This is a genomic window from Scytonema sp. UIC 10036, assembly GCF_009725235.1.
Genome location: NZ_WJFC01000218.1, coordinates 1 through 22,397, shown reverse-complemented (window position 1 = coordinate 22,397; position 22,397 = coordinate 1). Strand labels below are relative to the sequence as shown.

The following is a 22,397-nucleotide window of genomic DNA, read 5'->3' as shown; positions in this document are numbered from 1 at the left end:
CCACCCTAACCCTCCCCTTATAAAGGGGAGCCACTGCGCCATCGCGGCTTTGCCGACTTGAAGCACGTGGCGTGAGGGAACTCAATTTCTCTTATTTCCCCCCTTTATAAGGGGGAGCCACTGCGCCATCGCGGGTTTCCCGACTTGTAGCAAGTGGCGTGGACTAAGGGGGGTAATCATGTGATTAAAATGACAGCTAACCACTTTTCAAACATCCTCTTAGAAGAATTTCTCAAAAATAGCGAATATAAGGGTGAAATTACACTATATATATTTGGTCTGATTGAAATGATTGCATGGTAAACTTCGGCGCAAAGAGCGTTTTGTGCCAGTTATATACGTCCTAATATCTTTTGACTTATCTATTGTAATATTATGCTGAAAAAGTACTTGCTTTGGTTTCTGCTTGTAGTCTTTTCTTTAATTGCTGTCATCACATTTGCTGCCTTCAATCCTTTTCAAGAGACCATCGAGATTGCTGTTGCCTCTCCAATGAGCACAACGACAGGTCGAAATAACGTTGATGCCGTTAAGCTCTATATTAAATCAGTGAATCAGGCAGGTGGAATTCATGGAAAGCATGTGGTTGTCACTGCCTACGACGATCGCAGTGATGAAAAGGTGGGACTCCAGGTTGGCGAAAAAATTGGGCGATCGAAGGCAGTTGCTGCTATCGGGCATTATGGTAGTAGGGTGACTTTAGCTGCTAGTAAGGCATATCAGCGATATAATGTACCAGTTATTAGTGGTTCAGCCACCGCCGATCGATTGGGTGAGTTCAACTGGTTCTTTCGCACCGTTTTTTCCAACCAGGATCAGGCAATTTTGATGGCTAATTACACCAAGAAAATATTGGAATTTTCTAAGGTTGGGTTGGTTTATACGGATGATGCCTACGGTAAAAACCTTGGCGAAACTGCTTCACGCACCTTTCGAGAGCTGGGTGGAGAAGTTGTAGATGAATGGGCTATGGGAACAAAAGAAAGCCTTAAGAAAGATCTGCAGAAGGTAATTACAGGTTTAAAGTCATCTATTGCAGCAAATCAGGGACCTGATGCATTGCTTGCAGCAGTAGCCTTTGATGATGCGGCGGAATTTATCCGGCAGATCCGGTTAGCGAATATTAACTTGCCGATTATTGGCGGTGACACCTTTGCTGACGTAGATCTCATCCGAGAATTAGAAAAAGACCCAAAAGAGCAGAAACAGAAGGGCTTTTTTACCTCAAATCTTCTAGGCGTTACTCCTGTCATTTTTGGGTTGTTAGATGACAGCGGTCAGCAATTTAGGGCTGAGTTCGAGCGAGAGTATGGTAGAGAGCCTGGCTGGACTGGTGCCAGCTTTTATGATGCGGCTGTCGCAGTGGTTAAAGCACTTAAGCAAGAGAATATTAGTGGTAAGAATACAGCAGAATTGCGCTCTCTTTTGATTGCAAGACTCAAAAAATTTAACTCCCCTGAAACTGCTTTTGAGGGAGCCGGTCGTCTGGTTTACTTTGATAAGCATGGGAATGCATTATCTCCTGCCTATATTGCTCAGTTCGATCGCCAGCAATTGGTTTCTGCGTTTACCCAGCTTCAGCTTGTCCGAAATCCCTCTCTAGTTCCCGATCTAGATAAGAAGCTGAAAAGTGGCGAAATTTTGAAAGTTGGCGATCGCTACTTGCAAAAGACCGATATTGTCTTTGCTGGTATGGACATCAACCAATTAGACAAGATTGATGAACAAACATCCAGCTATCTTGTTGATTTCTATCTTTGGTTTCGTTACCAGGGAGATGTGGCAGCAGATGACATTGAATTTACTAACTATAGTGTTGATCGGTTAGATTCAGGTGAAAAACTCAGCTTAGACAAACCGATTGAAGCAGGTCAAAAAGATGGAGTTAACTACAAAATATATCGGGTGAAAGCTGACTTCACTGAGGTTCTTGACTTTCGGCTATATCCCTTCGATCGACAGATTCTCAAGGTTCGATTTCGCAACACCAATCTTACCCGCAATCAGCTCATTTATGTGGTAGACCTAGTGGGGATGCGGGGAGCAGACTCTAATAGAATATTGCAGCAAGCAAAGCGGACTCATGTTTTTAGTAGCATTACGAGTTAGATTGTTGAGCGGGTTCAGTTCTATCAAAACACGTTGGTTAATAGTTCCACTTTGGGTAATCGACAGCTCATTGATACCAATTCAGACATTCCCTATTCCCAGTTTAACGCCAGCATTCGTATCAGGCGAGATGTCATCAGCTTCAGTATCAAGAATCTACTACCGCTTCTGTTTTTCGTTATGATTGCTTATTTCTTGATGTTCTTGCCCTTTCATCAAATCTCTATCGAAGCGGTGAGTGGATTATTATTGGCTATTGTTTTTTATCATATCAGTCTCATCGATCGGCTTCCAAATAGCGTTGGTTATACAGTTTTACTCGATTACGCCTTTTATGTAGTTTATGCGTTACTTGGCTTGCAACTTCTGCTTGTTGTGCTAGGTAATAACGAACGTATAAAGCTCTACAATATTGATACCAATGAACTAGTAAGATTTGGAAGAATAGCGTTTCCAGTCATTATTGGCACTGTTAGTGTTGTCCTGTTGGTAGTGCTTCAAAGAAGTATTGGATAAAGAACTACTCTAGATTTCCTGTTTCCCCCCTTGATAAGGGGGGATTAAGGGGGGTAAGTCTAACTTATGTGTACACCGTAGCTTACTAAGGGGAGGGCGCTTTGCCCTATCTTGCAAACTATACTGCTACTGAGGATGCATTAGCAGAGACAACGTTAAGGTTAGCCACTAACCCATAGGTTGATACATAGTCTTCTAATTCTGCTAAATTAACCGTGCCATTTTTATCACTGTCAAGAGTGGCGAAAAGATAATCAGTTACGTACCTCCGGATCTCTTCAGAACTCCGTTCGCCTGTTGTCATATCTTCTATTCGACCTAAAAGCTCCATAATCTCTTCTTTATCGAGTGCATTGCTTCCATCTGTATCCAATTGATGGAAAAGTTTTCTCACATCTTCTGTTGCCATTCTTGAAGAACGCAGTGTTTCTCTCAATAATTCATTACTAAATGAATTCATAAACAATATCTGCTCAATGAGTGGTACACAGAAAAATCCCAGTGATGCCCAAAAAATTGCATATTTTACGGCTTCTGGATTTGCAGTTGCACTCACTCCAAGGAAAAGGGCTGCCCAAAGGAAAAAGTTTGGATTCACAAGTAGGATATAAGCATCCCGAATTTCAGCCTTGTTCAGCAAGCCTTTTGAGAATACAGAAGTTAAGACTGCAAAGACGCGGATTAAGACAAAGACTAATGTTGCCAGTGCGAGTTGCTGCAGACAGGCTAGCGATCGCGTTGTATCTGTTGAGAAAAATAAATCGCTGAGGAATGTTGATGGCGTGAACTGAAATCCAGTTGCTAAAGCCATGAATGCCACAGCCAGCACTCCAATAAATTTCCAGTTCTTACTGTGGTGGTTTGATTCAACAGGAGATTTGCCACGCCAAAATTGTGCGATCGCTCCCGGTATTGCCAAACCAACAATAAGAATCACAAAGAAAAATTGCAGGCTCGAAGAGTTAATGGGTAATTGTTTTGCCAAGGTAAATGTAGCAATCAGTGCCACTGGAGCAATAATTGATAACATCCTTGACAAAAGAGCCGACGGATAAAGATTACCGCCCCAGAGTACTGATAAAACTGGCGAAGTCAGGGCAGGCGGAACCATCCAAAACAGCACCCACATGACTTTGTACAAATCGCCGGGACTCTGATACAAGATTCCAGTCAAGATTAAAACTAGTCCAACTATCCATCTCACCAACATCGACCCGTAGACAATATACTTTACAGTTGGCGTGACTTTGCGTTTACTGGCTGCAAAATCAATATCTAGGTAAGTATAAAACGTTGAAGCCGCAAGACAGGCAACGATGATTCCTCGAAATAGCTCTGACGGAATTCCTGCACCAGAGGCGCTGAGTGTTCTTACCAAGCATCCCAATAAGAAAGCGGCAGCATAGAGCAAAATTGCCCACATAATTGACAGATCGTTGATCTGTTTGCGTACTGAAGCAGCACCGCCGGATTCCTTATCGCGAAACTTAACTAGTTCCTCACCGCTCAGAGCTTTACCATTAGGGAGTTTTAGATGTTGATAAGCAGTGGGTGGTAAATCACTTAAATAAAGAGCTAAAGGCTCCAATACATACTGGTGGCACACGACTAGAACAGTTTCACCCCGTTTCAAGTGCGGTACAATCCGCTCCTCATAGAAAGAAGCAGCGCGTGTGTAAACTTGTGCAATCTTCTCACCAGCCGGAGGTGCTTCATTATAGGAATGCAACATTTCCTCGAAACCTTCGTAGCCAAGGGCAAGACGAAGTAAATTCAGGTTACGTCCCGCAAAAATGCCGAAGGATTTCTCACTAATCCGATGGTCAATTTGGATGGGAATATCGGGTGACTTCAGTGCCTGACTTTCAGCAAGGGCGATTTCACAGGTTTGCCGCGCACGTCTCATGTGAGAGACGTATACGGCATCAAACTTGACACCTTTTTTCTTAATGTCAACGCCTGCACGACGTGCCTGTAACCTGCCAAATGATGTCAGGTCAACATCAAGTACCCCCGCAAAAATGTTGCGTTCATTGCTTGTACTTTCACCATGGCGAACAAAGTATGCACGACCTGGATAATTATCCTTTTCTCCAATTGATACGTTAGTAGAGTTATTATTAGTTATTGTCATGCTTGTAATAGCGTGAATATTTGCTATGGACGATTTGAAGTTGACTTGACTGAAGTTTTAAGGAGATAGGGTAACAACAGTTTGAAATTCTCGCTTTAAAAAGCGGTGAGAGTTCAAATGTCACTCCATATCGTAAGAGCAGATAAATAAAATTGCCTTCAGAGAAAATACTATATAATCATTACATATGTGTCGAACGGAAATGTTGAATTTGGGTAAATGCTTAGATGCTTATTCTTAAGAAATAGGGAACTCTTAACAGGGAACGCTTAACAGTGGAATGTTTCAGACGGAGATTTAAACCCATGCTGAAACGAACTATAAAAGTCATATAAGAATCATATCTGATTTGGTAGAATAGCAGAGAAAATACTGAATTATCAATATAAAAAAGAAACAACGAAGGAGAGGAACCAAACGTTCGATATCAAGTAAAAGTAAAGACACAAGTATTTGTGCGAAGATAAATTTAAGTACAGTTTGAGATACTTCGCGAACGAGGATAGCGTAGTGTGTGTCTTGCATACAGCGTGTCCGTAACAATATACCTCTTAGGGATCTAAGAGGTATCGAGATTGTTGAGTTAAAGAGTGTACCAATGCTCTAGTCACTGGTCACTGGTCACTGGTCACTGTTTATTAAAGCGCTTGGACAAAAGCAGTAAAGCGATCGCAACAATCCCTACAATCCATCCGCTAGAAGGTTCGCTGGTACTGACTTTAAACGGATTATTAGGTTTGCTCAAATCTTCTTTACCATTTTCGATTTTGCGGTTAAAGCGATCGCTTTGTGCTTCTGCTTCTTTCAACAATCTTCTTTGTTCATCGTTAACCAGTACAAGCATTGAGGAATAGGGAGTGACTAACTCGTACTTTTTAGCTATAGCGTGAATAGCATCCAAAGTCTCTAACCGATCCAAATTAATTTCCTTACTTAGTCCCAATATCAATTGTCGCACTGCCAGTTGCTGAAAATTATCTTCTTGTTGAGATTTAACCTGACTCTCTTCCGTGCTTGATTTATTTTTATACCAAGCATAACCATCGACTACACTAACAGTAGAAGATCCCAAGGCGGCTTTCGTTGCAACTCTTTGCAAAACCTCTGAAACTTGCTGAGACACTCCGCCGCCACTATCTTGTATCGCCTTTAATGTAGCATCATCATAAGCTGCTGGTAGCGAACCTAAATGTATCATCCATAAAGGTGCGGGCGTTTCTTTAATTTCATTCCCACCTTTCTGCTTGGAAAGCTTATCTTTTGACAGCTCGTAACTGCCCTCATCAGTTAATAGTAAAACAGCATCATAAGCTGTATCACCAAGCAACTGGTTGAACTGCTGTAGCATTTCTTGTGGTTGAATTGTGCCATAAAATATCATTTTTTCAGCTAAAAATTGTCCGATGTCATCTAATCTTTTAGGAACACCACCTTTAGAGGCAGTGATGTATAAGTCGGCGTCATTATTAGCTAATTCTTTATCTGCAAAGCCGTGTTTTTGCAGCCAGGTAAAAATTTGTGACAATTCCTTGACATGGGAATTCATACTGAAAGAACTATCTAGAACTAAGGCAAATCGCTTTGCTTGAGGTAAGGAATAATCCTTATTTGAAAGTGGTTTGACTAAAATGCTGTGACCTTCAGGAAAGCCAACTTCATGCGATGTTGGCTGAAATTGTCCGGTGGCGGGCAAAAATGGTTCTAACCAAGGCTCGTTTTTAAGTGCTACCTCTTTGCCGTTACGGATGCGCTTGGTATCGTGAGTCCAAAAGATGTTACGTTTTTCCCCTAAAATAGGTAAAGCCCAACCACTTTCTTGTCGCATCACTTTGTAAGTCAGCCACAAATGCATTTCAGTTGGTCTTTGTTGCGATACGTTTTGCAGTACTGGTGCTTGAGGAGGAATGGGAAATGCTCGCAAGCGATATTGGCGCGGTCCGACTTGTTCGAGTAACGCCGGATCTACCGGACGTTCCCGTCTCACTTGTGAATTGTAAACTTTCTGAGCAGCACCCCTCGGCGCGACAACATAGGGGAACCGTTTTTGCAGATCGCCTGTATCGCCCAACCACAATCCTGTAATGACGGCGCTTTCTGGTAAGGAAAAGGAGTAGAAAATTTCTTGAACTTCGGGTGTCTGGTTTTTGTAGACTTCGTATAGTTCGAGATCCGCCCAATCTCCATGTTCTGTGACTTTAACTTGTTGCGATCGCAGCCACACTTTTTTCTCATTTATATTGAGTAGCCCTGCTTTGACTTCTTGTCGGTTAAATGTAGATTGCACGGCGTGACTGACTAATTTTCGTTCTGCTTTTTGAAGTGGCGTATCAAAAAACTCTGCGTAGAGTTTTTCTGCTTTCTCAGCATCTCTATCGGAGCCATTGTACAAAAATGGGGACATGAGGGAGTTATAGCTGTCTTGTACTGTATTAGCAACAGATTGGCTCAATCCAAAGGCACTGCGATACATCTCGCTAATGTGATTGTTTTCTTCTCTAGTACTGAGGTAGCGATAAGAGGACAGGTACGCGTTAACTAAACCCGAACGGATGGTGTTTGACTTTGCCAAAAGTGCTTGACGGGTATTGTCGTTAGATGCTGGGTTGGCTAGCAGCGAAAAAGCTTGGACTTGGGGCTGTTGTTGTAAAAAAATGAATATAGTTATCCAGGCGATCGCAATTGCACTAGCACCGATGACAGTATCTTTTTTTCCATTTTGTGAGGCAAATGCCTGTAAAACCCTCCGTCCGGAGTTAATATAGAGTGCCGCTAGTGCCAGAGGCATGATAATAAATAATGCAGTACTAAGTACCCAAAGAATTAAAAATAACAGGACATACCAAAACCCGTGTATCCACCATCCGGACACGAAAAATTGCCAAAGACTTCGTGCCCACTCGAATTTCAGAAATTCCTGGACTAAAAATGCTGCTGAAGGCAAAGTATAAAACAGCAGTACCGCACTTGTGTAGACAGCAAATAACAGCATTAAACTGTGTACTAACATTTGCAGCCACTGCAAACCACTTTTGCGGGTTGTCGCATAGCCAAACAGCATTTCTAGAAAAAATGCTACGATACAAACTCCCATTGTGCCTAAAATCTGAGTGCTGGCGGGAGTCAGTTCCCGAATGAGAAATAACCGCAGCAAACACAGAAGAAAGAGCGGCGCTTCCACTCCGTAAAATAAGCGCATGAGTTTTAGAGGCTGTTGTCTAAAGTGAAACCCTCCTAGGAAAGTACATACAGTTGGTACTGCGACTAAACCTACCAACGTTAAAAAGAACTCACTAGGAATTTCACCTGCTACGGTAGCCAATACTAACGGTACACCCACAACAGGTAGTATCCCCATGTAGACAATTAACAAAAAAGTGACGTTCCAAACCCAGAATATAGTTTGAAATAGCCCATTCCAAAACCGCCTCACAGCCACCCTCCCTTCAAGCGCTACAGATCGCCACTGCTAAACTTCTACACTAGTGTTGTGTGGAATTCCGAACAAAGTCATCAGTACTGGTACTTAGCATGAGTCCCAAGACTTTGGTAGAGTTCGGGAATAACAGACTTTACAGTATTTTTCTACTTTGAAAGCATAAATTTTTGTTCTTTTAAAAGGTTTAGAGAGATTATGAAAGAAATATGAAGATGAAAATAACAACATGAATTTTCAATATTTTTAGTGGTCATATATGAAACAGATTTTTCCGAAATGTATATACTGTTTTCTATGATTGATATAAAACCTGTAACATTTTTTATGGGTTTTTAGAAAACCGCTTGCCTTCCCCAAGACGAACTCTATATACTGCAAACGGTTTACTTCCAATGTATGTCGCCCTACTCAGTGACTTTTGATACAACAAGCCATGAAACTTCCAATGGTGAATTTTTGACACCATTTCAGCGTAAACTTTTGCAAAAAAGTTTACAGGAAAATTTACCTGAGTGTTACCAACAGCGTATCCAAATTATGTTGTTGGCTGATGAGGGGAAATCCCAAACTGAAATTTGTCGAACTTTAGGATGCTCAAGAGCAACAGCACGCCATTGGACTCATATTGCCCGTACAGGAATGGCACATCAATGGCAAGATTGTCCAATTGGTCGTCCAACAGCTGTGAATCAGGAATATCTTCATAGGTTGCACGAACTGGTGAGCCAGAGTCCCCGCGAGCATGGGTACTCTTTTCAACGGTGGACAGCCTCTTGGTTGAGGAAACATCTGGCGAAAGAATTTGGAGTTGAGGTAAGCGATCGCCATATCCATCGCTTGCTCAAACAGATGGGATTGTCTACTCGCTCAAAACTCAGCGATACTCAGCAAAACGCTTCTGGGGATACTTTGGGTAAGAGTTCCAGAATCTTGATTCGTGACCTTAATTTGGCAAATCCATCGGACAACACCGAATTTTTGCCTGTGAACTTAGCAAAATTAGGTACAAATTTGGACATTCATGGCGGAAAATCTATCCAAGCAGCTGTTTTCTCTGCAACAGTTAAGCAATATTATGGGATATTCTCTTCCCCAGGAGGACTTCCAGTTATGTCTTAAACAAGTGAAATCCCTCTCCCCTAAAGTAGGTAAGTTTTGGTATGGAACTGACGTTGAACCCGGTCTATACATAGTGATAGCTGGTAAGGTAAGGCTATTGGACGACGCAGATGAATTAATTGCCACGCTAGAGGAGGGTGCATCATTTGGAGAATTCACTTTATTCCCTGAGGGAGATTTTCGTCCTTATAAGGCTAGGGCTGCATTGAACTTAGAGCTTTGCTTTCTCCCATCTAAGGCACTGTCTCCACTGATGACAAAGTTTCCGCAAATTCGGGAGCACTTGTGGAGTAAAGCGCTTTCGCTTAATTCCCTAGTGATGGGAAATCGCGATTTTTCAGTAACAACAGTAGAGACTCCAAAAGCATCTTCTAAGAAGGATAAGAAAGATGTTTTGTCAAAACTTGCGACACAGCAGAAGCAAGAAAAAAAGATAAGCAAAGCGTATTTTCCCAACCCCAAGCAACGGATAGGGCATTTATGGCACCGAGTGATGCGGCGCTATCCCTTTTATGCCCAACAAAGTGCATCGGACTGCGGTGCAGCTTGTTTGGTGATGATATCTCGCTATTGGGGGAAACGCTTTAGTATCAACCGCTTGCGAGATATTGCTAATGTTGACCGCAGTGGTTCATCATTGCGCGGGTTATCTGCAGCAGCAGAAAGTATTGGCTTTTCCACACGACCTGTAAAAGCAGGGCTCGAGCAGTTAGCAAAACAAAAACTGCCTGCTATTGTCCACTGGGAAGGAAAGCACTACATCGTTGCTTATGAAATTACCCGGAAACATGTCATAGTAGCAGACCCTGCCATTGGGCAACGCAATCTTACCCATGCCGAATTTAAAGAAGGCTGGACGGGCTATACACTACTGCTACAACCTACAGTCACGTTTAACGATACTCCTGAGGCTACAACTCCCTTATGGCAATATTTTGAGTTGATGAAACCTCACGGTTTGGTGATCCTGGAAGTGTTTGTTGCTTCTATATTCATCCAGATATTTGGACTGGTTACGCCTTTATTTACCCAGTTGATCTTGGATCGAGTGGTGGTGCAGCGATCGGAACTGACTTTAACGGCTGTTGGGTTGGGGTTGTTGATGTTTAGTCTGTTCCGAGTGGCAATGATGGGTTTGCGGCAATATCTACTCTTCCACACGGCTTCTAAACTGGATTTAGCTCTAATTGTTGGATTTATTCGCCATACCCTGCGACTACCTCTCAGTTTCTTCGAGTCCCGCTATGTAGGGGATATTATCTCTCGCGTCCAAGAAAACCGCAAAATACAACGTTTTCTCTCTGGGGAGGCATTGTCTATCCTACTGGATGTAGTGACTGTATTTATCTATGTGGGATTGATGTTTTGGTACAGTTGGCAAATGGCGCTAATGACTATGATAATCATACCGCCTTTTTTCCTTCTGACATTGATTGCCACACCTTTTTTGCAAAAAATTTCTAGGGAAATCTTTAACTCTTATGCGGCGGAGAGTAGCTACCTCATAGAAGCCTTGACTGGTGTGCGAACTGTGAAATCTACATCAGTGGAACAAACAGTGCGTTGGCATTGGGAGGAGTTATTGAATAAAGAGGTAAAGAGTAATTTTTCCGGGCAAGTTATTAGCAATCGCTTGCAAATTTTCAGCAACACAATTCAAGCTGTGATAACATCTAGCTTGTTATGGTATGGGGCGCATTTGGTAATTCACAACAAGTTAACCATCGGGCAATTGGTGGCGTTTAATATGTTACAGGGGAATATTATTTCGCCTTTCCAACGATTAACAGTGTTGTGGAATCAATTGCAAGAAGTCATGATTGCTACCGAACGCATCAACGATGTGTTGGATGCGGAGCCGGAAGAGGATTTACAGTATCAAGTACGTCAAACATTACCACCACTTCAGGGGTATATACGTTTTGATAATGTGACGTTTCGCTATCACCCAGAAAGCGATGTCAATGTCCTGCAAAATCTGAGTTTTGAAGTCAAACCAGGACAAATGGTAGCATTGGTGGGACGTAGTGGTTCGGGTAAGACCACAATTTCTAAATTGGTCTTAGGGCTATATCCTGCAACAGACGGTACTGTGTTCATTGATGAGTTAGACATCAGCAGTATTTCCTTGCATTCTCTACGTCAACAGGTTGGAGTCGTTGACCAAGATACCTTTTTGTTTGGTGGTACAATTCGAGAGAACATCAGTTTGGCGCATCCTGGAGCAAGTATCGAAGATGTCACGGAGGCAGCAAAACTAGCGGGTGCTGATGAGTTTATTAAAAAGCTGCCGATGGGTTATGAAACTCAGATTGGAGAAGGTGGAGGTTTGTTGTCTGGTGGACAGCGGCAGCGAATTGCGATCGCAAGGGCGTTATTAGGTAATCCCAGATTGTTAATTTTCGATGAAGCAACTTCCCATCTAGATACTGAATCAGAACCGAATATCCAAAGAAACTTAGACACAATTTCAAAGGACGAACCGACTTACTCATTGCCCATCGCCTTTCGACTGTGCGGAATGCAGATTGATTTTAGTGTTAGATCGGGGTGTGTTGATTTTGAAAGTGGAACCACGAAAGTTAGCATGGAAAAACGGCACATATTTTAGTACTAATACAACAGAACATGAATGCTGTGGTGTATAAGGTCTCATGGCTAGATGGCTAATGGCTAATGGCCTAATGGCTAATGGCTAATTGCTAATGGCCTAATGGCTAATGGCTAATGGCTAAATGGTAATAGTGTGCAAAGATATATCAATCTAGTAGGATTCAAGGTTAGCAATTAACAACTATAAAAAATTCTCAAATCTTCAAATTGTGTGAAAAGAAATCATGCCAAGTACATTGAATGGAAGGGTGCCCACCCAAATTCATGAGGATGAAAAGCACTCTGACAATTTAACTCTCCAAACGCCATCTCCTTCAACTGATGATTGGTCAGATGTTACTCAGGAATTAGTTGATACTATACCCTCTGTTTGGACAAGGGGATTGCTGTATTTTTTACTGGGTTTTACGTGTCTTGTATTGCCTTGGGCAATGCTGTTTAAAGTCGATGAAACAGGTACTGCTCGAGGAAAACTCAAACCTAAAGGGAAGACAGTTAAGTTAGATACACTTGTTACAGCTTCTGTTTCTACAATTCCAGTTAATGAAGGGAGTATAGTAAAACCAGGAGAGCCTGTTTTGATATTAGATTCCCAATTAGTTCATACGGAATTGCGTCAGGTCAAGGATAAATTAGAGGGGCAATTAAATCGATTGTCACAGTTGGATATGTTGAAAAAACAGTTAACTGTAGGTTTGGCAACTCAGCAACAACAAAATCAAGCACAACAATTAGAAAAACAAGCCCAAATTGAGCAGGTACGCCAGAATCTCACCGCTCTTCAAAATTCGTATGACCTACAAAAAGAAGAAAAATTTACGCAAGTCAATCAAGCAAAGCAAGCCCTTAGTTACAGTCAAACAGCAATTGAGTTAGTTGAGAATGGTTTAACGAGTGCTCAACAGGAGGTTGAGCGATACCGTCGGTTAAGTAAGGAAGGGATTGTTGCAGAAGTTCAAGTTGTACAAAGACAAGACGTCGCTAACGAAAAGAAAAAGTTATATGCACAGAATCAGTCAGATATTGAGCAAGCTAAACTACGTTTTTTAGAACAACAAAGGAATTACGAGCGAACTCTTCGCCAAGCAAAGGCGGAAATTCAACAGGCCTATTTGCGACTTAAGGAACAACAAAGAAGCTATCAAACTCTGACTTACTCTAGCAAACTGGCTCTCTTAAAAAGTGAAGAACAGTTAAAAAACTTAGAGACACAAATAACCACTTTGAAAGCAGAAATAGCTCAAACTAGGAGTCAAATAAAAACGTTACAATTGCAATTAGAACAAAGAGTACTAAGATCCCCTATAGCGGGTAGAGTGTTTCAGTTACCGATACAACGGGCTGGGGCTGTGGTGCAACCGGGAACAATGGTAGCGGAAATTGCGCCTCTAAATGCACCGCTTATTCTTAGAGCGCAAATAGCGACAAACGAGAGTGGTTCTTTGCAGAAAGGATTGCCAGTTAAGTTAAAGTTTGATGCTTATCCGTTTCAGGAATATGGAGTTATAGAAGGAGAGTTAGTGGAAATTTCTCCTACAACAACAGAAGTGGAAACACCTAATGGAAAAGTAGCAGCTTATAACTTGGGAATTGCACTGAAAAAGAATTGTATTCCCAAGGCTAATGATTGTATTCCTTTACGTCCTGGGGATACAGCAACGGCTGAGGTGATTGTGCGCCAACGTCGGATTATTGATTTTCTGCTAGATCCATTTAAGCAGTTACAGCAGGGTGAGTTGAAATTGTAGGGGATGCGCGGTAACCCTGAGTACCGCGCAGCCTTAACAAATTTTTCGGTATTTCAGGCGTTGTATATCTGCCTGAACCCTTAAAAAAAGTGCTTTGCGTAATTCCTGATTTGATTTCGTTTACATAACAAAAACAGGCTCATCATGTTAGAAAATGTCACCATTACCAGCGAAGATATTATTCAACAACTCAAGCTATCTTGTAAAATTCCTGAGATTCTCAAAGAGATTGTGACTCGTAAGGTTGTTGAGGAAGCCGTTAAAGAAGCTGCGATTGAGGTCACCGATGAAGCGCTCCAGAAGTCAGCAGACGCCTTTCGATTAATCAATAAACTTACGAGTGCAGAAGAAACTTGGTTGTGGCTGCAAATACATGGTCTTTCTGTAGAAGATTTTGAACAAATCGCGTACTTCAGTTTCACATCAGGACAGCTGGCAAAACATTTGTTTGCAGAGAAAGTTGAGCCCTATTTCTTTGCGAACCAACTTGAGTATACTGGTGTGGTAATGTATGAGGTTATTTTAGATGATGAAGACGTGGCAATAGAACTTTATTATATGATTAAAGAAGGTGAGATAAGTTTCTATGATGTAGCTCACAAATATATAGAAGATACAGAATCACGTCGAAAATGTGGATATCGGGGGATAGTTTACCGGAAAAATTTGAAGCCAGAAATTTCTGCTGCTGTCTTTGCTGTTAATCAAAGCCAGCTTCTCAAGCCAATTGTGACATCTTCTGGAATACATTTAATTCTTATAGAGGAAATAATTCAACCGCAATTAGATGAGAAGCTACGCAGTCAAATTCTTTCAGAGTTTTTTTCTGAATGGCTCAAACAACAAATTAATCAAGTAAAAGTTATTCAAAAATTATAATACTGCACCGACATCTTCACGTGTTAAAATCGGTGACTTGACGCCAAATTTAGCGTCAAGTCAAGGGTTGGACTTGAGTTTAAGGTACTATAGACCTAACTGGAGACCTTGTAGCAAGCCATTACCCACATTATTGTCAGAGCAAACGGGCTTATTTTGACCAATGATACCAAGATCGGAAATTAATACGGGAAGAGTGGCTAGCAATCCACCCTTTGTGGTATCAATCTCAGTATTTGTTAAGTCTTGGATGTTGCTTGCATCAACAGTATGCAATTGAGAAATTGTAATCTTAGATGACATCTTGAAATGTATTCCTTGCTTTTGTTTTTGTCACTGCACTAAAAAAATCGGTTTGTTTAAGAAACCGATTTTTTATCGATAGCTACTAATACTGCTTAGTTAAGGAAATTAGGTAGTCTAAACCTTTGAAACATCGTGGTTTGCGACACTCAAAAAGGGCTTAACTAAAGAGTATTGTCATAGCTACCTTTTACCGATCTATATTGCGTTTATCAGGTATAGAAACGCAAAATTTACCATTTTTATTAGGGCTGAAGGTGCATTCAAGTAACTTATACAGTCACGCCTAAGCCTCTGAGCACATCATTGAGCACATTATTGTCAGATTTTACGGGCTTATTTTGACCAATGATAGCAACGTCGGCAACAGTAACAGGTATTGCCACTGTTAATCCGCCCTTTGTGGCATCAAGTTCAGTATTTGTTAATTCTTGGATATTGTTAGCATCAGCAGTATGCAATTGGGAAATTGTAATCTTAGCCATTGTGAAATATACTCCTTGCTTTCGTTTTTATTTTTGGAATTTGACGAGGTTATCGCTTGCTCCTATTACTATAATGGGTTAAGCATTCTGGAATTTCAATATTTTCATTAATAGATTATGGAAAAAAAACCTACAGTTAGAGCGTTGGAGATTATTGAGTAATAATTAACGAGTGATAGCTATTCAGCACTTTCAAAAATTCAAAATTTAAAGTTGCTTTGAAAAACCTGTTTTTTAGGGAGATAATGAAAACATTTATGTCTCAAAAATCTTTCTTTTCATCTGACAGGTAAAAAATCGGTGCAACTGATGTCTCCCCGATTTCTTATGAGTCAATGATTTATGAAAATTGCCAAACGAGAGAACCCGGTCTCTTGAAGAGACCGGGTTTGAAATCGGCGTGGCTATCCGAAACGTATTACCGCAACCCTTATTTGTGAAGGAATGGGAAATGTTTACACACTAGCCCGATTGTGGAATTCCGTCCCAAAATAAATTGCTGGCTGAGGAGAACCTGAGTTTACTAAAGCTCAGCCCACAAAAATTTTCACCCATTTTCACAGGTTTTAGATTCAGAATTAAACTTGAGTTCAAGATATTTACAGTTTGATCAAAACATTTCTGAGCACATCATTGAGCACAAAATTGTCAGAAAATTGGGGCTTGTTTTGACCAGCGATAGCAACATCGGCAACAGTCACAGGTAGTACCAAGTCTAATCCACCTTTTGTGGTATCTAGTTCAGTATTTGTTAACTCTTGGATATTGTTAGCATCAGCAGTTTGTAGTTGGGAAATTGTAATCTTAGCCATGTTGAAATCTCCTTGTTTTTATGTTTTTATTTGGAATTTAACGAGGCGATCGCTTGCTCCAATTACTATAATCTGTTAGAAATTTTGAAATTTCAAGGCTTTCATCAGTTGAGAATGGAAAAAAACACTGTATTTATTTCCTTAGCCATTATCAAGTATTGATTAACTTGTGTGAAAAACAGCTGTCAAAACCGAAAAATTTAAAGTTGCTTTAAAAGCAATACTTGTTGGTTAAGCCTAAAAATACAAAAACACGTAGGTTGGGGAGCCAGCCCTGAACCGTGTGCGTGGCGCGAATGCGCCATAGGAGGGTTTCCCTCCGCACCTTTACTGGCGTTTGAGGAACGAAACCCAACATTTATCAGCATTTGTTGGGTTTCACACACGGGTTTACCCAACCTACAATTTCCTTATCCGAGTAGTATTGGCTTTAAAAGCTTCTCTTTTTGAGTTACATAATGACAACATTTATGTCTCTAAAATCTTTTTATATAACCGAGAAAGCTTCCATTCGACTGATATATTCCCGATTTTTTATGAGTCAATGATTTGTGATAATTTCTAGACGAGAAAACCCGGTTTCCTGAGGAAACCGGGTTTGAGATTGGTGTGGTTATCAAAACTCTATTGCCACAACCTTTATTGATTAGGACTTAAGCACTGCCCTCCCCTTTTAAGAAGAGCTAGAGCACGTGAAATACCCGAAATGTTGGTTGTCAAAGTTGCTTGAACTTGAGTTCAAGGAACTTATACACCCACGCCTAAGCCTCTGAGCACATCGTTAAGCACATTATTGTCAGAAGTGACAGGCTTATTTTGACCAATAATAGCAACGTCGGCAATAGTAACAGGAATCAATACTTGTAATCCACCTTTTGTAGTTTCCAGTTCAGTATTTGTTAACTCTTGGATATTGCTAGCATCAGCAGTTTGCAGTTGGGAAATTGTAATCTTAGCCATGTTGAAATCTCCTTGTTTTTGTTTTTGTCTTTGGAATTTGACGAGCTATTTCGTTCTCTCATTCCCATCATCTCTGAGAAACTTTTAGAAATCAAGACTTTCATTAGTTGAGAATGGAAAAAAACACTACAGTTATCTCCTTAGCAATTATCAAGTAATGATTAAATTGTGTAAAAAATAGCTGTCAAAATCGGAAATTTTAAATTTAATTTAAAAGCCTCTCTTTTTGAGTTATATAATGATAGCATTTATGTCTCAAAAATCTTTTCACTTAACAGATAAAAATCAATTTTGGCTGAGGTCTCTCTGATTTCCCATGAGTCAATAATTTATGATAATCTCTAGACGAGAAAACCCGGTTTCTTCAGGAAACCGGGTTTGAAATTTGTGTGGTTATCAAAACTTTATTGCCACAACCTTTATTTATTAGGGCTTAGGCACTGCCCTCCCCTTTTAAGAGGAGCTACAGCGCGTGAAATACCCGAAATGTTATCAAAGTTGCTTGAACTTGAGTTCAAGGAACTTATACAACCAAGCTTAAGTCTCTGAGTACATCGTTGAGCACAAAATTGTCAGAAGTGGTAGGCTTATTTTGACCACCGACAGCAAGATCGGCAAGCGTCACAGGTAATGCCAGTGTTAATCCGCCTTTTGTGGTCTCAAGTTCAGTATTTGTTAAGTCTTGGATATTGCTAGCATCAGCAGTATGCAATTGGGAAATTGTAATCTTAGCCATGTTGAAATCTCCTTGTTTTTGTTTTTGGGATTGTACAAAGTCTATTTTTTGCTCCCATTTACATCATCTCTAAGGAACTTCTATAAATCAAGACTTTCATCAATTGAGAATGGAAAAAACCACTGTATTTATCTCCTTAGCTATTATCAAGTAATGATTAACTTATGTGAAAAATAGCTGTCAAAACTGGAAATTTTAAAGTTGCTTTAAAAGCCTCTCTGTTTAAGTTGCATAATGACAACATTTATGTCTCAAAAATCTTTTCACCTAACAGATAAAAATCAATTTTGGCTGAGGTCTCTCTGATTTTCCATAAGTCAATGATTATGAGAATTTCTAGACGAGAAAACCCGGTTTCTTCAAGAAACCGGGTTTGAAATTGGTGTGGTTATCAAAACTTTATTACCACAACCTTTATTTATTAGGGCTTAGGCACTGCTCTCCCCTTTTAAGAGGAACTACAGCGCGTGAAATACCCGAAATGTTATCAAAGTTGCTTGAACTTGAGTTCAAGGAACTTATACAACCAAGCTTAAGTCTCTAAGTACATCGTTGAGCACAAAATTGTCAGATCTGTTGGGCTTATTTTGACCACCAACAGCAAGATCGGCAAGAGTCACAGGTAATGCCAATGCTAATCCGCCTTTTGTGATATCTAGTTCAGTATTTGTTAAGTCTTGGATATTGCCAGCATCAGCAGTATGCAATTGGGAAATTGTAATCTTAGCCATGTTGAAATCTCCTTGTTTTGATTTTTGGCTTTGAGATTTGACGAGTTTATTTATTTCTCTCATTCCCATCATCTCTGGCGAACTCTTGGAAATCAAGACTTTCATCAGTTGAGAATGGAAAAAAACTCTGTAGTTATCTCCTTAGCCATTATCAAGTAATGATTAAATTGTGCTAAAAATAGCTGTCAAAACCTCAAAACTTAAAGTTGCTTTAAAAGGCTCTCTTTTTAAGTTACATAATGACAACATTTATGTCTCAAAAATCTTATCATTTAATAAATGAAAAAGACTTTAGACAGATGTCATACTTCTAGGAATAGTGTTCGGATAACCACTAAAACCGAAACCTGCTAACTTCTTCATAACTCGGTTTCTCTGCCAATACTGCTCGGATAAGCGTTTTTGTAGGTTGGGTTTACTGTGTGTGAAACCCAACAAATGCTGATAAATGTGGGGTTTCGTTCCGAATGGCACGCTTGTTAAGCTCAAACAATTCTCCGGTAATGGTTCTAGAGTCTTTGGGATATAAGGCTTGTTTATGAGGTGGGAAAACAAAATAGTATTTCCGCGTTTAAACAGGTTTCCATATCCCTGGGCAATTGCTCAAAACCACCGTGGTCTCATTGGTTAGTTAAGATTTAAAATTCCTAAAAGCTTGAATTCATAAGCTTTTCAGAAAATTCGAGACCCTTATCTTAGTGCCATTCGGTTTCGTTCCTCAACCCAACCTACCTTAAATTTGAATTTTTAGCTTATACAATCAAGCTGCACAGCAGCTTATTGTGGTTGAGTACTGCGCTCCGTGCGATCGCGTGTCTGTCCTTGACAAGTGGGGACGGAGTTACCAACCCCGATCTCGTTCCAAGTCGTGAATCACTTTTTTCACATACCAGTCTTCGGGCATCCCCTGTGCTAGATCTACGATGTCTCAGTGTTGCAATAGATACTGCTTGCTCTTCGTCCTTAGTTGCAGTCCACTTTGCCTGTCAAAGTCTGCGGAATGGCGAGTCCAATCTATGCTTGGTTGGAGGAGTCAACTTAATTCTTTCTCCTGAGATGGGTATCACTTTCTCTCAAGCGCACATGATGGCATCTGACGGTCGCTGTAAAACATTTGATGCCAAAGCTGATGGTTATTTACGGGGAGAGGGCTGTGGCATAGTCGTTCTTAAACGCTTAAAGGATGCTCTTCGAGATAAAGACAATATTCAAGCAATTATCAAAGGCTCAGACGGGTGTAGTAACGGTAATGTTACACACTTTTGTTGGCGAAGACATGAGTGTTGTCCGCGAGCAAGTTCGCGCCCCCTACTGCGAATACCTCAAGTCGAACATCGGTCTGCTGAAGAATCTGGGCAGTAGTAGAGGTCACAATGTAGATATTACTGCCATGTCTCCAAAAGACTTGGATGGTTTTGTTAATTTCTTATTTGAAAGATTTGCTTCTTCTAGAGGACTTATCGGAACACCAGAAACCTGCGTTCATTTACTAGAGCAACTAGAGAGTGTAGGTGTGGATGAAGCTGCTTGCTTGCTAGACTTTGGACCTAACGCAGATTTAATTCTCACGCATCTACCTTATTTAAATCAACTAAAAGAGCTTTATAATACACATCGACAGCGATCGCCTCTCAATCGTCAGTCAGTTGTAACCGAAATCTTGACTATAGAGTCGAGTTTTTCGGAAAACTCAACTAATGGTGTCGAGCGCGATCGTTTAGAATCACCAGAACAAATCCAAGCTCGATGTCAAGAGGAAATTCTAGGTTCAGATTTTTATAAAAGACTTCTTGACTTGATAACGTTTTTATTAGGGTTTAACTAGAACAATTTTAGAGGAGTCACGGAAGCGCTTTGCTTCCAAAACGGACTTTCAGAAAAGTTATCCTTCCAGCCGCCTAGAATTCGGGGTGAACGCTCGACGATAGAATCAGGGTTTGAGCCTTTTTTCAAAAATCTTATGCTTCCAACCACCGAAAAATTATCCGTAAAGTTACACATCGCGCTCGTTTTCAAATTTGCCCAAGGATTTCCCACAAAAGTGCAAGGGGACAAAGGCAGAATGCCTAGCTTACATAAAGGAAGTGTGGACTGATATGAGACCACTCAGTCTGCGGATGAAAATGGCAGAAAATGCTCGCAATTAGCTGTAGCAAAGGATAAGGGATGAGGGAAACAGCTATCATGGCTTCCTTCTCCCTAACTCCTTGCTACGATCGCTACTTCACCAACCGCCAACACTCGCGAGCAATTTCCCAATCTTCCTCTGTATGAATCACCAAAACTCTAACTGCTGAATCTGGAGTTGAAATATCCATATCCACAGGCTTGTGCTTGTTCTTTTCTTTATCTATTTTTAAGCCCAAAAATTCAAACGCTTCACAGGTGACTTCCCTGAGTACAGCATCATTTTCACCAACACCCGCAGTAAATATAAGTGCATCCAAACCCCCCAAGCTAGCAAGCATTGCACCAATATACGATCGCAATCGATGGACATACATATCAACAGCGAGTTGAGCACGGGAGTTCCCTTGAGAAATTTCTTGGCGAATCTGTCGCATATCACCAGAAATACCAGAAATCCCACGTAAACCAGAAGCCTTATTTAAAACATTATCTAACTTATCAGCAGAGTAGTCAGATTGCCGTAAAAGATGAATGATAATCCCCGGATCGACGGCCCCAGAACGGCTACCCATCATCAGTCCATCTAAAGGTGTGAAACCCATTGTCGTGTCTATACTGCGACCATTTTTAACTGCTGCTAACGAGCACCCATTGCCCAAATGACAGGTAATCAACCGCAACCCTGCTAAATCCCGACCCAGGATGCGAGCCGCACGTTGAGTGCAATACTGATGACTGATACCATGAAACCCATAGCGACGAATCCCTTGTTCTACCCATTCATAAGGACCGGGATAGATTGCAGCTGCATCAGGTATTTGAGAGTGAAATGCAGTATCAAAAACTGCGACTTGGGTAATCGCTCCCAAATGTTGCTCGATAGCTTCTATGCCTTCTAAATTGACTGGGTTGTGTGCTGGAGCTAGGGTTGCCAGACGAGCGATCGCCTGTTTGACATCCTCAGTAATCACCACACTTTCACGGTAATTTTCTCCACCATGTACCACTCGATGTCCCACTGCATTAATTTCTGAACGCTTATCAATCACCTGAGTGGAGCCACTGTAAAGCGTATCGAGCATATGAGCAACAACTTCAGATCGGGAGTTTGAGGGAATTTCTTCTTCTAGTTTTGCTCCCGTTGCTGTCTTAACCTCAATTTCTGCAAATCCTTGATGGTGAGTCCAGTCTACTTTTGCTTCCCAGAGTGGTTTGAGAGGCTCTTGAGGAAAGGTATCACCAGCAATGTCGTACAGGCAACTCTTTTGGCTGCTAGATCCGGCATTCAGTACCAGTATTTTCATAATCAGCAAATCCTCATTTTTACACAGAGGGAGGTAGGTAAAATTATGAAATTATTGTGATTAACCAACACCTGTCTATCTTACAATGCCTTGTTAGTGTTTCAACGCCTACTGGTATTATTTGAAGTTGCGCGTTTGCGTTTGTTATCTCGCTTGCGATTGCCTGAACAGACCGTAATTCCTGTACTAAAAACAACATTAATGCGCGATGATTTATATAAAGAAGAGTTTATTAACGATAGTCACCTTTTACGTAATTTATTAAGTATATTGCTACTTGAAAGTGATTGGGAAGATATTTTTATTAACCAAATTTGCTAGTTAGAGGATGTTTGAAAAGTCATGATTGATGTATCAAATATTTTTTACCCCACCCTAACCC

15 protein-coding genes and 3 pseudogenes are annotated in these 22,397 nt (G+C 40.9%); 9 read left to right on the top strand and 9 right to left on the bottom strand.

Annotated features, from left to right (window positions below):
• The first annotated feature begins 375 nt into the window (after nt 1–375).
• The gene (locus F7734_RS51615; protein ID WP_155752037.1) at nt 376–2,109 is read left to right on the top strand and encodes an ABC transporter substrate-binding protein; all 1,734 of its coding nucleotides are present in this window, start codon (nt 376–378) and stop codon (nt 2,107–2,109) included.
• 33 nt (nt 2,110–2,142) lie between these two features.
• The gene (locus F7734_RS51610) at nt 2,143–2,625 is read left to right on the top strand and encodes a hypothetical protein (RefSeq protein WP_166482686.1); all 483 of its coding nucleotides are present in this window, start codon (nt 2,143–2,145) and stop codon (nt 2,623–2,625) included.
• A 118-nt stretch (nt 2,626–2,743) separates the two neighbouring features.
• On the opposite strand, the gene F7734_RS51605 is transcribed toward F7734_RS51610, so the two are convergent.
• Together F7734_RS51605 and F7734_RS51600 are read right to left on the bottom strand one after the other, a co-directional pair.
• Nucleotides 2,744–4,759: a histidine phosphatase family protein gene (locus tag F7734_RS51605; RefSeq protein WP_155752035.1), complete on the bottom strand. Its 2,016-nt coding sequence runs from the start codon at nt 4,757–4,759 to the stop codon at nt 2,744–2,746.
• A 628-nt stretch (nt 4,760–5,387) separates the two neighbouring features.
• Complete coding sequence (locus tag F7734_RS51600) at nt 5,388–8,189, bottom strand: TIGR02921 family PEP-CTERM protein (RefSeq protein WP_166482685.1); 2,802 nt, start codon at nt 8,187–8,189, stop codon at nt 5,388–5,390.
• 402 nt (nt 8,190–8,591) lie between these two features.
• Here F7734_RS51600 and F7734_RS51595 point away from each other — a divergent pair, with 402 nt between their 5' ends.
• From F7734_RS51595 to F7734_RS51580, 4 genes and pseudogenes are all read left to right on the top strand, one after another.
• Nucleotides 8,592–9,314 carry a helix-turn-helix domain-containing protein gene (locus tag F7734_RS51595; protein WP_155752034.1) on the top strand — a complete coding sequence of 241 codons (723 nt, stop codon included), beginning with the start codon at nt 8,592–8,594 and terminating at the stop codon, nt 9,312–9,314.
• Nucleotides 9,217–11,875, top strand: a pseudogene (locus F7734_RS51590) (peptidase domain-containing ABC transporter); the annotation flags it as partial. The gene F7734_RS51595 and the pseudogene F7734_RS51590, both read left to right, overlap by 98 nt.
• 276 nt (nt 11,876–12,151) lie before the next feature.
• Nucleotides 12,152–13,675 (top strand): HlyD family efflux transporter periplasmic adaptor subunit, encoded by a 1,524-nt coding sequence (locus F7734_RS51585; protein ID WP_155752033.1) that lies wholly within the window; start codon nt 12,152–12,154, stop codon nt 13,673–13,675.
• Nucleotides 13,676–13,819: 144 nt separating this feature from the next.
• Entirely contained in the window at nt 13,820–14,554 is a 735-nt protein-coding gene (locus F7734_RS51580; protein ID WP_155752032.1) for a peptidylprolyl isomerase, read from the top strand.
• Nucleotides 14,555–14,641: 87 nt separating this feature from the next.
• Here the strand turns inward: F7734_RS51580 and F7734_RS51575 are convergent, their stop codons facing one another.
• From F7734_RS51575 to F7734_RS51550, 6 genes are all read right to left on the bottom strand, one after another.
• Nucleotides 14,642–14,857, bottom strand: coding sequence for a hypothetical protein (locus tag F7734_RS51575; RefSeq protein ID WP_155752031.1), 216 nt, complete (start codon nt 14,855–14,857; stop codon nt 14,642–14,644).
• A 272-nt stretch (nt 14,858–15,129) separates the two neighbouring features.
• Entirely contained in the window at nt 15,130–15,342 is a 213-nt protein-coding gene (locus F7734_RS51570; protein WP_155752030.1) for a hypothetical protein, read from the bottom strand.
• Between the two features lie 599 nt (nt 15,343–15,941).
• The gene (locus F7734_RS51565; protein WP_155752029.1) at nt 15,942–16,154 is read right to left on the bottom strand and encodes a hypothetical protein; all 213 of its coding nucleotides are present in this window, start codon (nt 16,152–16,154) and stop codon (nt 15,942–15,944) included.
• Nucleotides 16,155–16,901: 747 nt separating this feature from the next.
• Entirely contained in the window at nt 16,902–17,114 is a 213-nt protein-coding gene (locus tag F7734_RS51560; RefSeq protein WP_155752028.1) for a hypothetical protein, read from the bottom strand.
• Nucleotides 17,115–17,637: 523 nt separating this feature from the next.
• Nucleotides 17,638–17,850, bottom strand: coding sequence for a hypothetical protein (locus F7734_RS51555; protein WP_155752027.1), 213 nt, complete (start codon nt 17,848–17,850; stop codon nt 17,638–17,640).
• 518 nt (nt 17,851–18,368) lie between these two features.
• Nucleotides 18,369–18,581: a hypothetical protein gene (locus F7734_RS51550; RefSeq protein ID WP_155752026.1), complete on the bottom strand. Its 213-nt coding sequence runs from the start codon at nt 18,579–18,581 to the stop codon at nt 18,369–18,371.
• Nucleotides 18,582–19,454: 873 nt separating this feature from the next.
• Between F7734_RS51550 and F7734_RS64670 the strand changes: the two are divergent.
• The 3 genes and pseudogenes from F7734_RS64670 to F7734_RS51535 all read left to right on the top strand — a co-directional run.
• A pseudogene (locus F7734_RS64670) lies at nt 19,455–19,829 on the top strand (beta-ketoacyl synthase N-terminal-like domain-containing protein); the annotation flags it as partial.
• Nucleotides 19,830–19,857: 28 nt separating this feature from the next.
• The gene (locus F7734_RS51540; protein ID WP_166482684.1) at nt 19,858–20,406 is read left to right on the top strand and encodes a hypothetical protein; all 549 of its coding nucleotides are present in this window, start codon (nt 19,858–19,860) and stop codon (nt 20,404–20,406) included.
• Nucleotides 20,407–20,626: 220 nt separating this feature from the next.
• Nucleotides 20,627–20,728, top strand: a pseudogene (locus F7734_RS51535) (MbtH family protein); the annotation flags it as partial.
• Between the two features lie 72 nt (nt 20,729–20,800).
• On the opposite strand, the gene F7734_RS51530 reads toward F7734_RS51535, so the two are convergent.
• On the bottom strand, nt 20,801–22,015 hold the full coding sequence (locus F7734_RS51530; RefSeq protein ID WP_155752023.1) for an acetate kinase: 1,215 nt from the start codon (nt 22,013–22,015) through the stop codon (nt 20,801–20,803).
• Nucleotides 22,016–22,397: the final 382 nt, after the last annotated feature.

Bases quoted from the DNA above. Each gene is read 5' to 3' on its own strand.
- F7734_RS51615 (WP_155752037.1), top strand. From the start codon at position 376: ATGCTGAAAAAGTACTTGCTTTGGTTTCTGCTTGTAGTCTTTTCTTTA.
- F7734_RS51605 (WP_155752035.1), bottom strand. From the start codon at position 4,759: ATGACAATAACTAATAATAACTCTACTAACGTATCAATTGGAGAAAAG.
- F7734_RS51595 (WP_155752034.1), top strand. From the start codon at position 8,592: ATGTCGCCCTACTCAGTGACTTTTGATACAACAAGCCATGAAACTTCC.
- F7734_RS51585 (WP_155752033.1), top strand. From the start codon at position 12,152: ATGCCAAGTACATTGAATGGAAGGGTGCCCACCCAAATTCATGAGGAT.
- F7734_RS51580 (WP_155752032.1), top strand. From the start codon at position 13,820: ATGTTAGAAAATGTCACCATTACCAGCGAAGATATTATTCAACAACTC.
- F7734_RS51575 (WP_155752031.1), bottom strand. From the start codon at position 14,857: ATGTCATCTAAGATTACAATTTCTCAATTGCATACTGTTGATGCAAGC.
- F7734_RS51570 (WP_155752030.1), bottom strand. From the start codon at position 15,342: ATGGCTAAGATTACAATTTCCCAATTGCATACTGCTGATGCTAACAAT.
- F7734_RS51565 (WP_155752029.1), bottom strand. From the start codon at position 16,154: ATGGCTAAGATTACAATTTCCCAACTACAAACTGCTGATGCTAACAAT.
- F7734_RS51560 (WP_155752028.1), bottom strand. From the start codon at position 17,114: ATGGCTAAGATTACAATTTCCCAACTGCAAACTGCTGATGCTAGCAAT.
- F7734_RS51555 (WP_155752027.1), bottom strand. From the start codon at position 17,850: ATGGCTAAGATTACAATTTCCCAATTGCATACTGCTGATGCTAGCAAT.
- F7734_RS51550 (WP_155752026.1), bottom strand. From the start codon at position 18,581: ATGGCTAAGATTACAATTTCCCAATTGCATACTGCTGATGCTGGCAAT.
- F7734_RS51540 (WP_166482684.1), top strand. From the start codon at position 19,858: ATGAGTGTTGTCCGCGAGCAAGTTCGCGCCCCCTACTGCGAATACCTC.
- F7734_RS51530 (WP_155752023.1), bottom strand. From the start codon at position 22,015: ATGAAAATACTGGTACTGAATGCCGGATCTAGCAGCCAAAAGAGTTGC.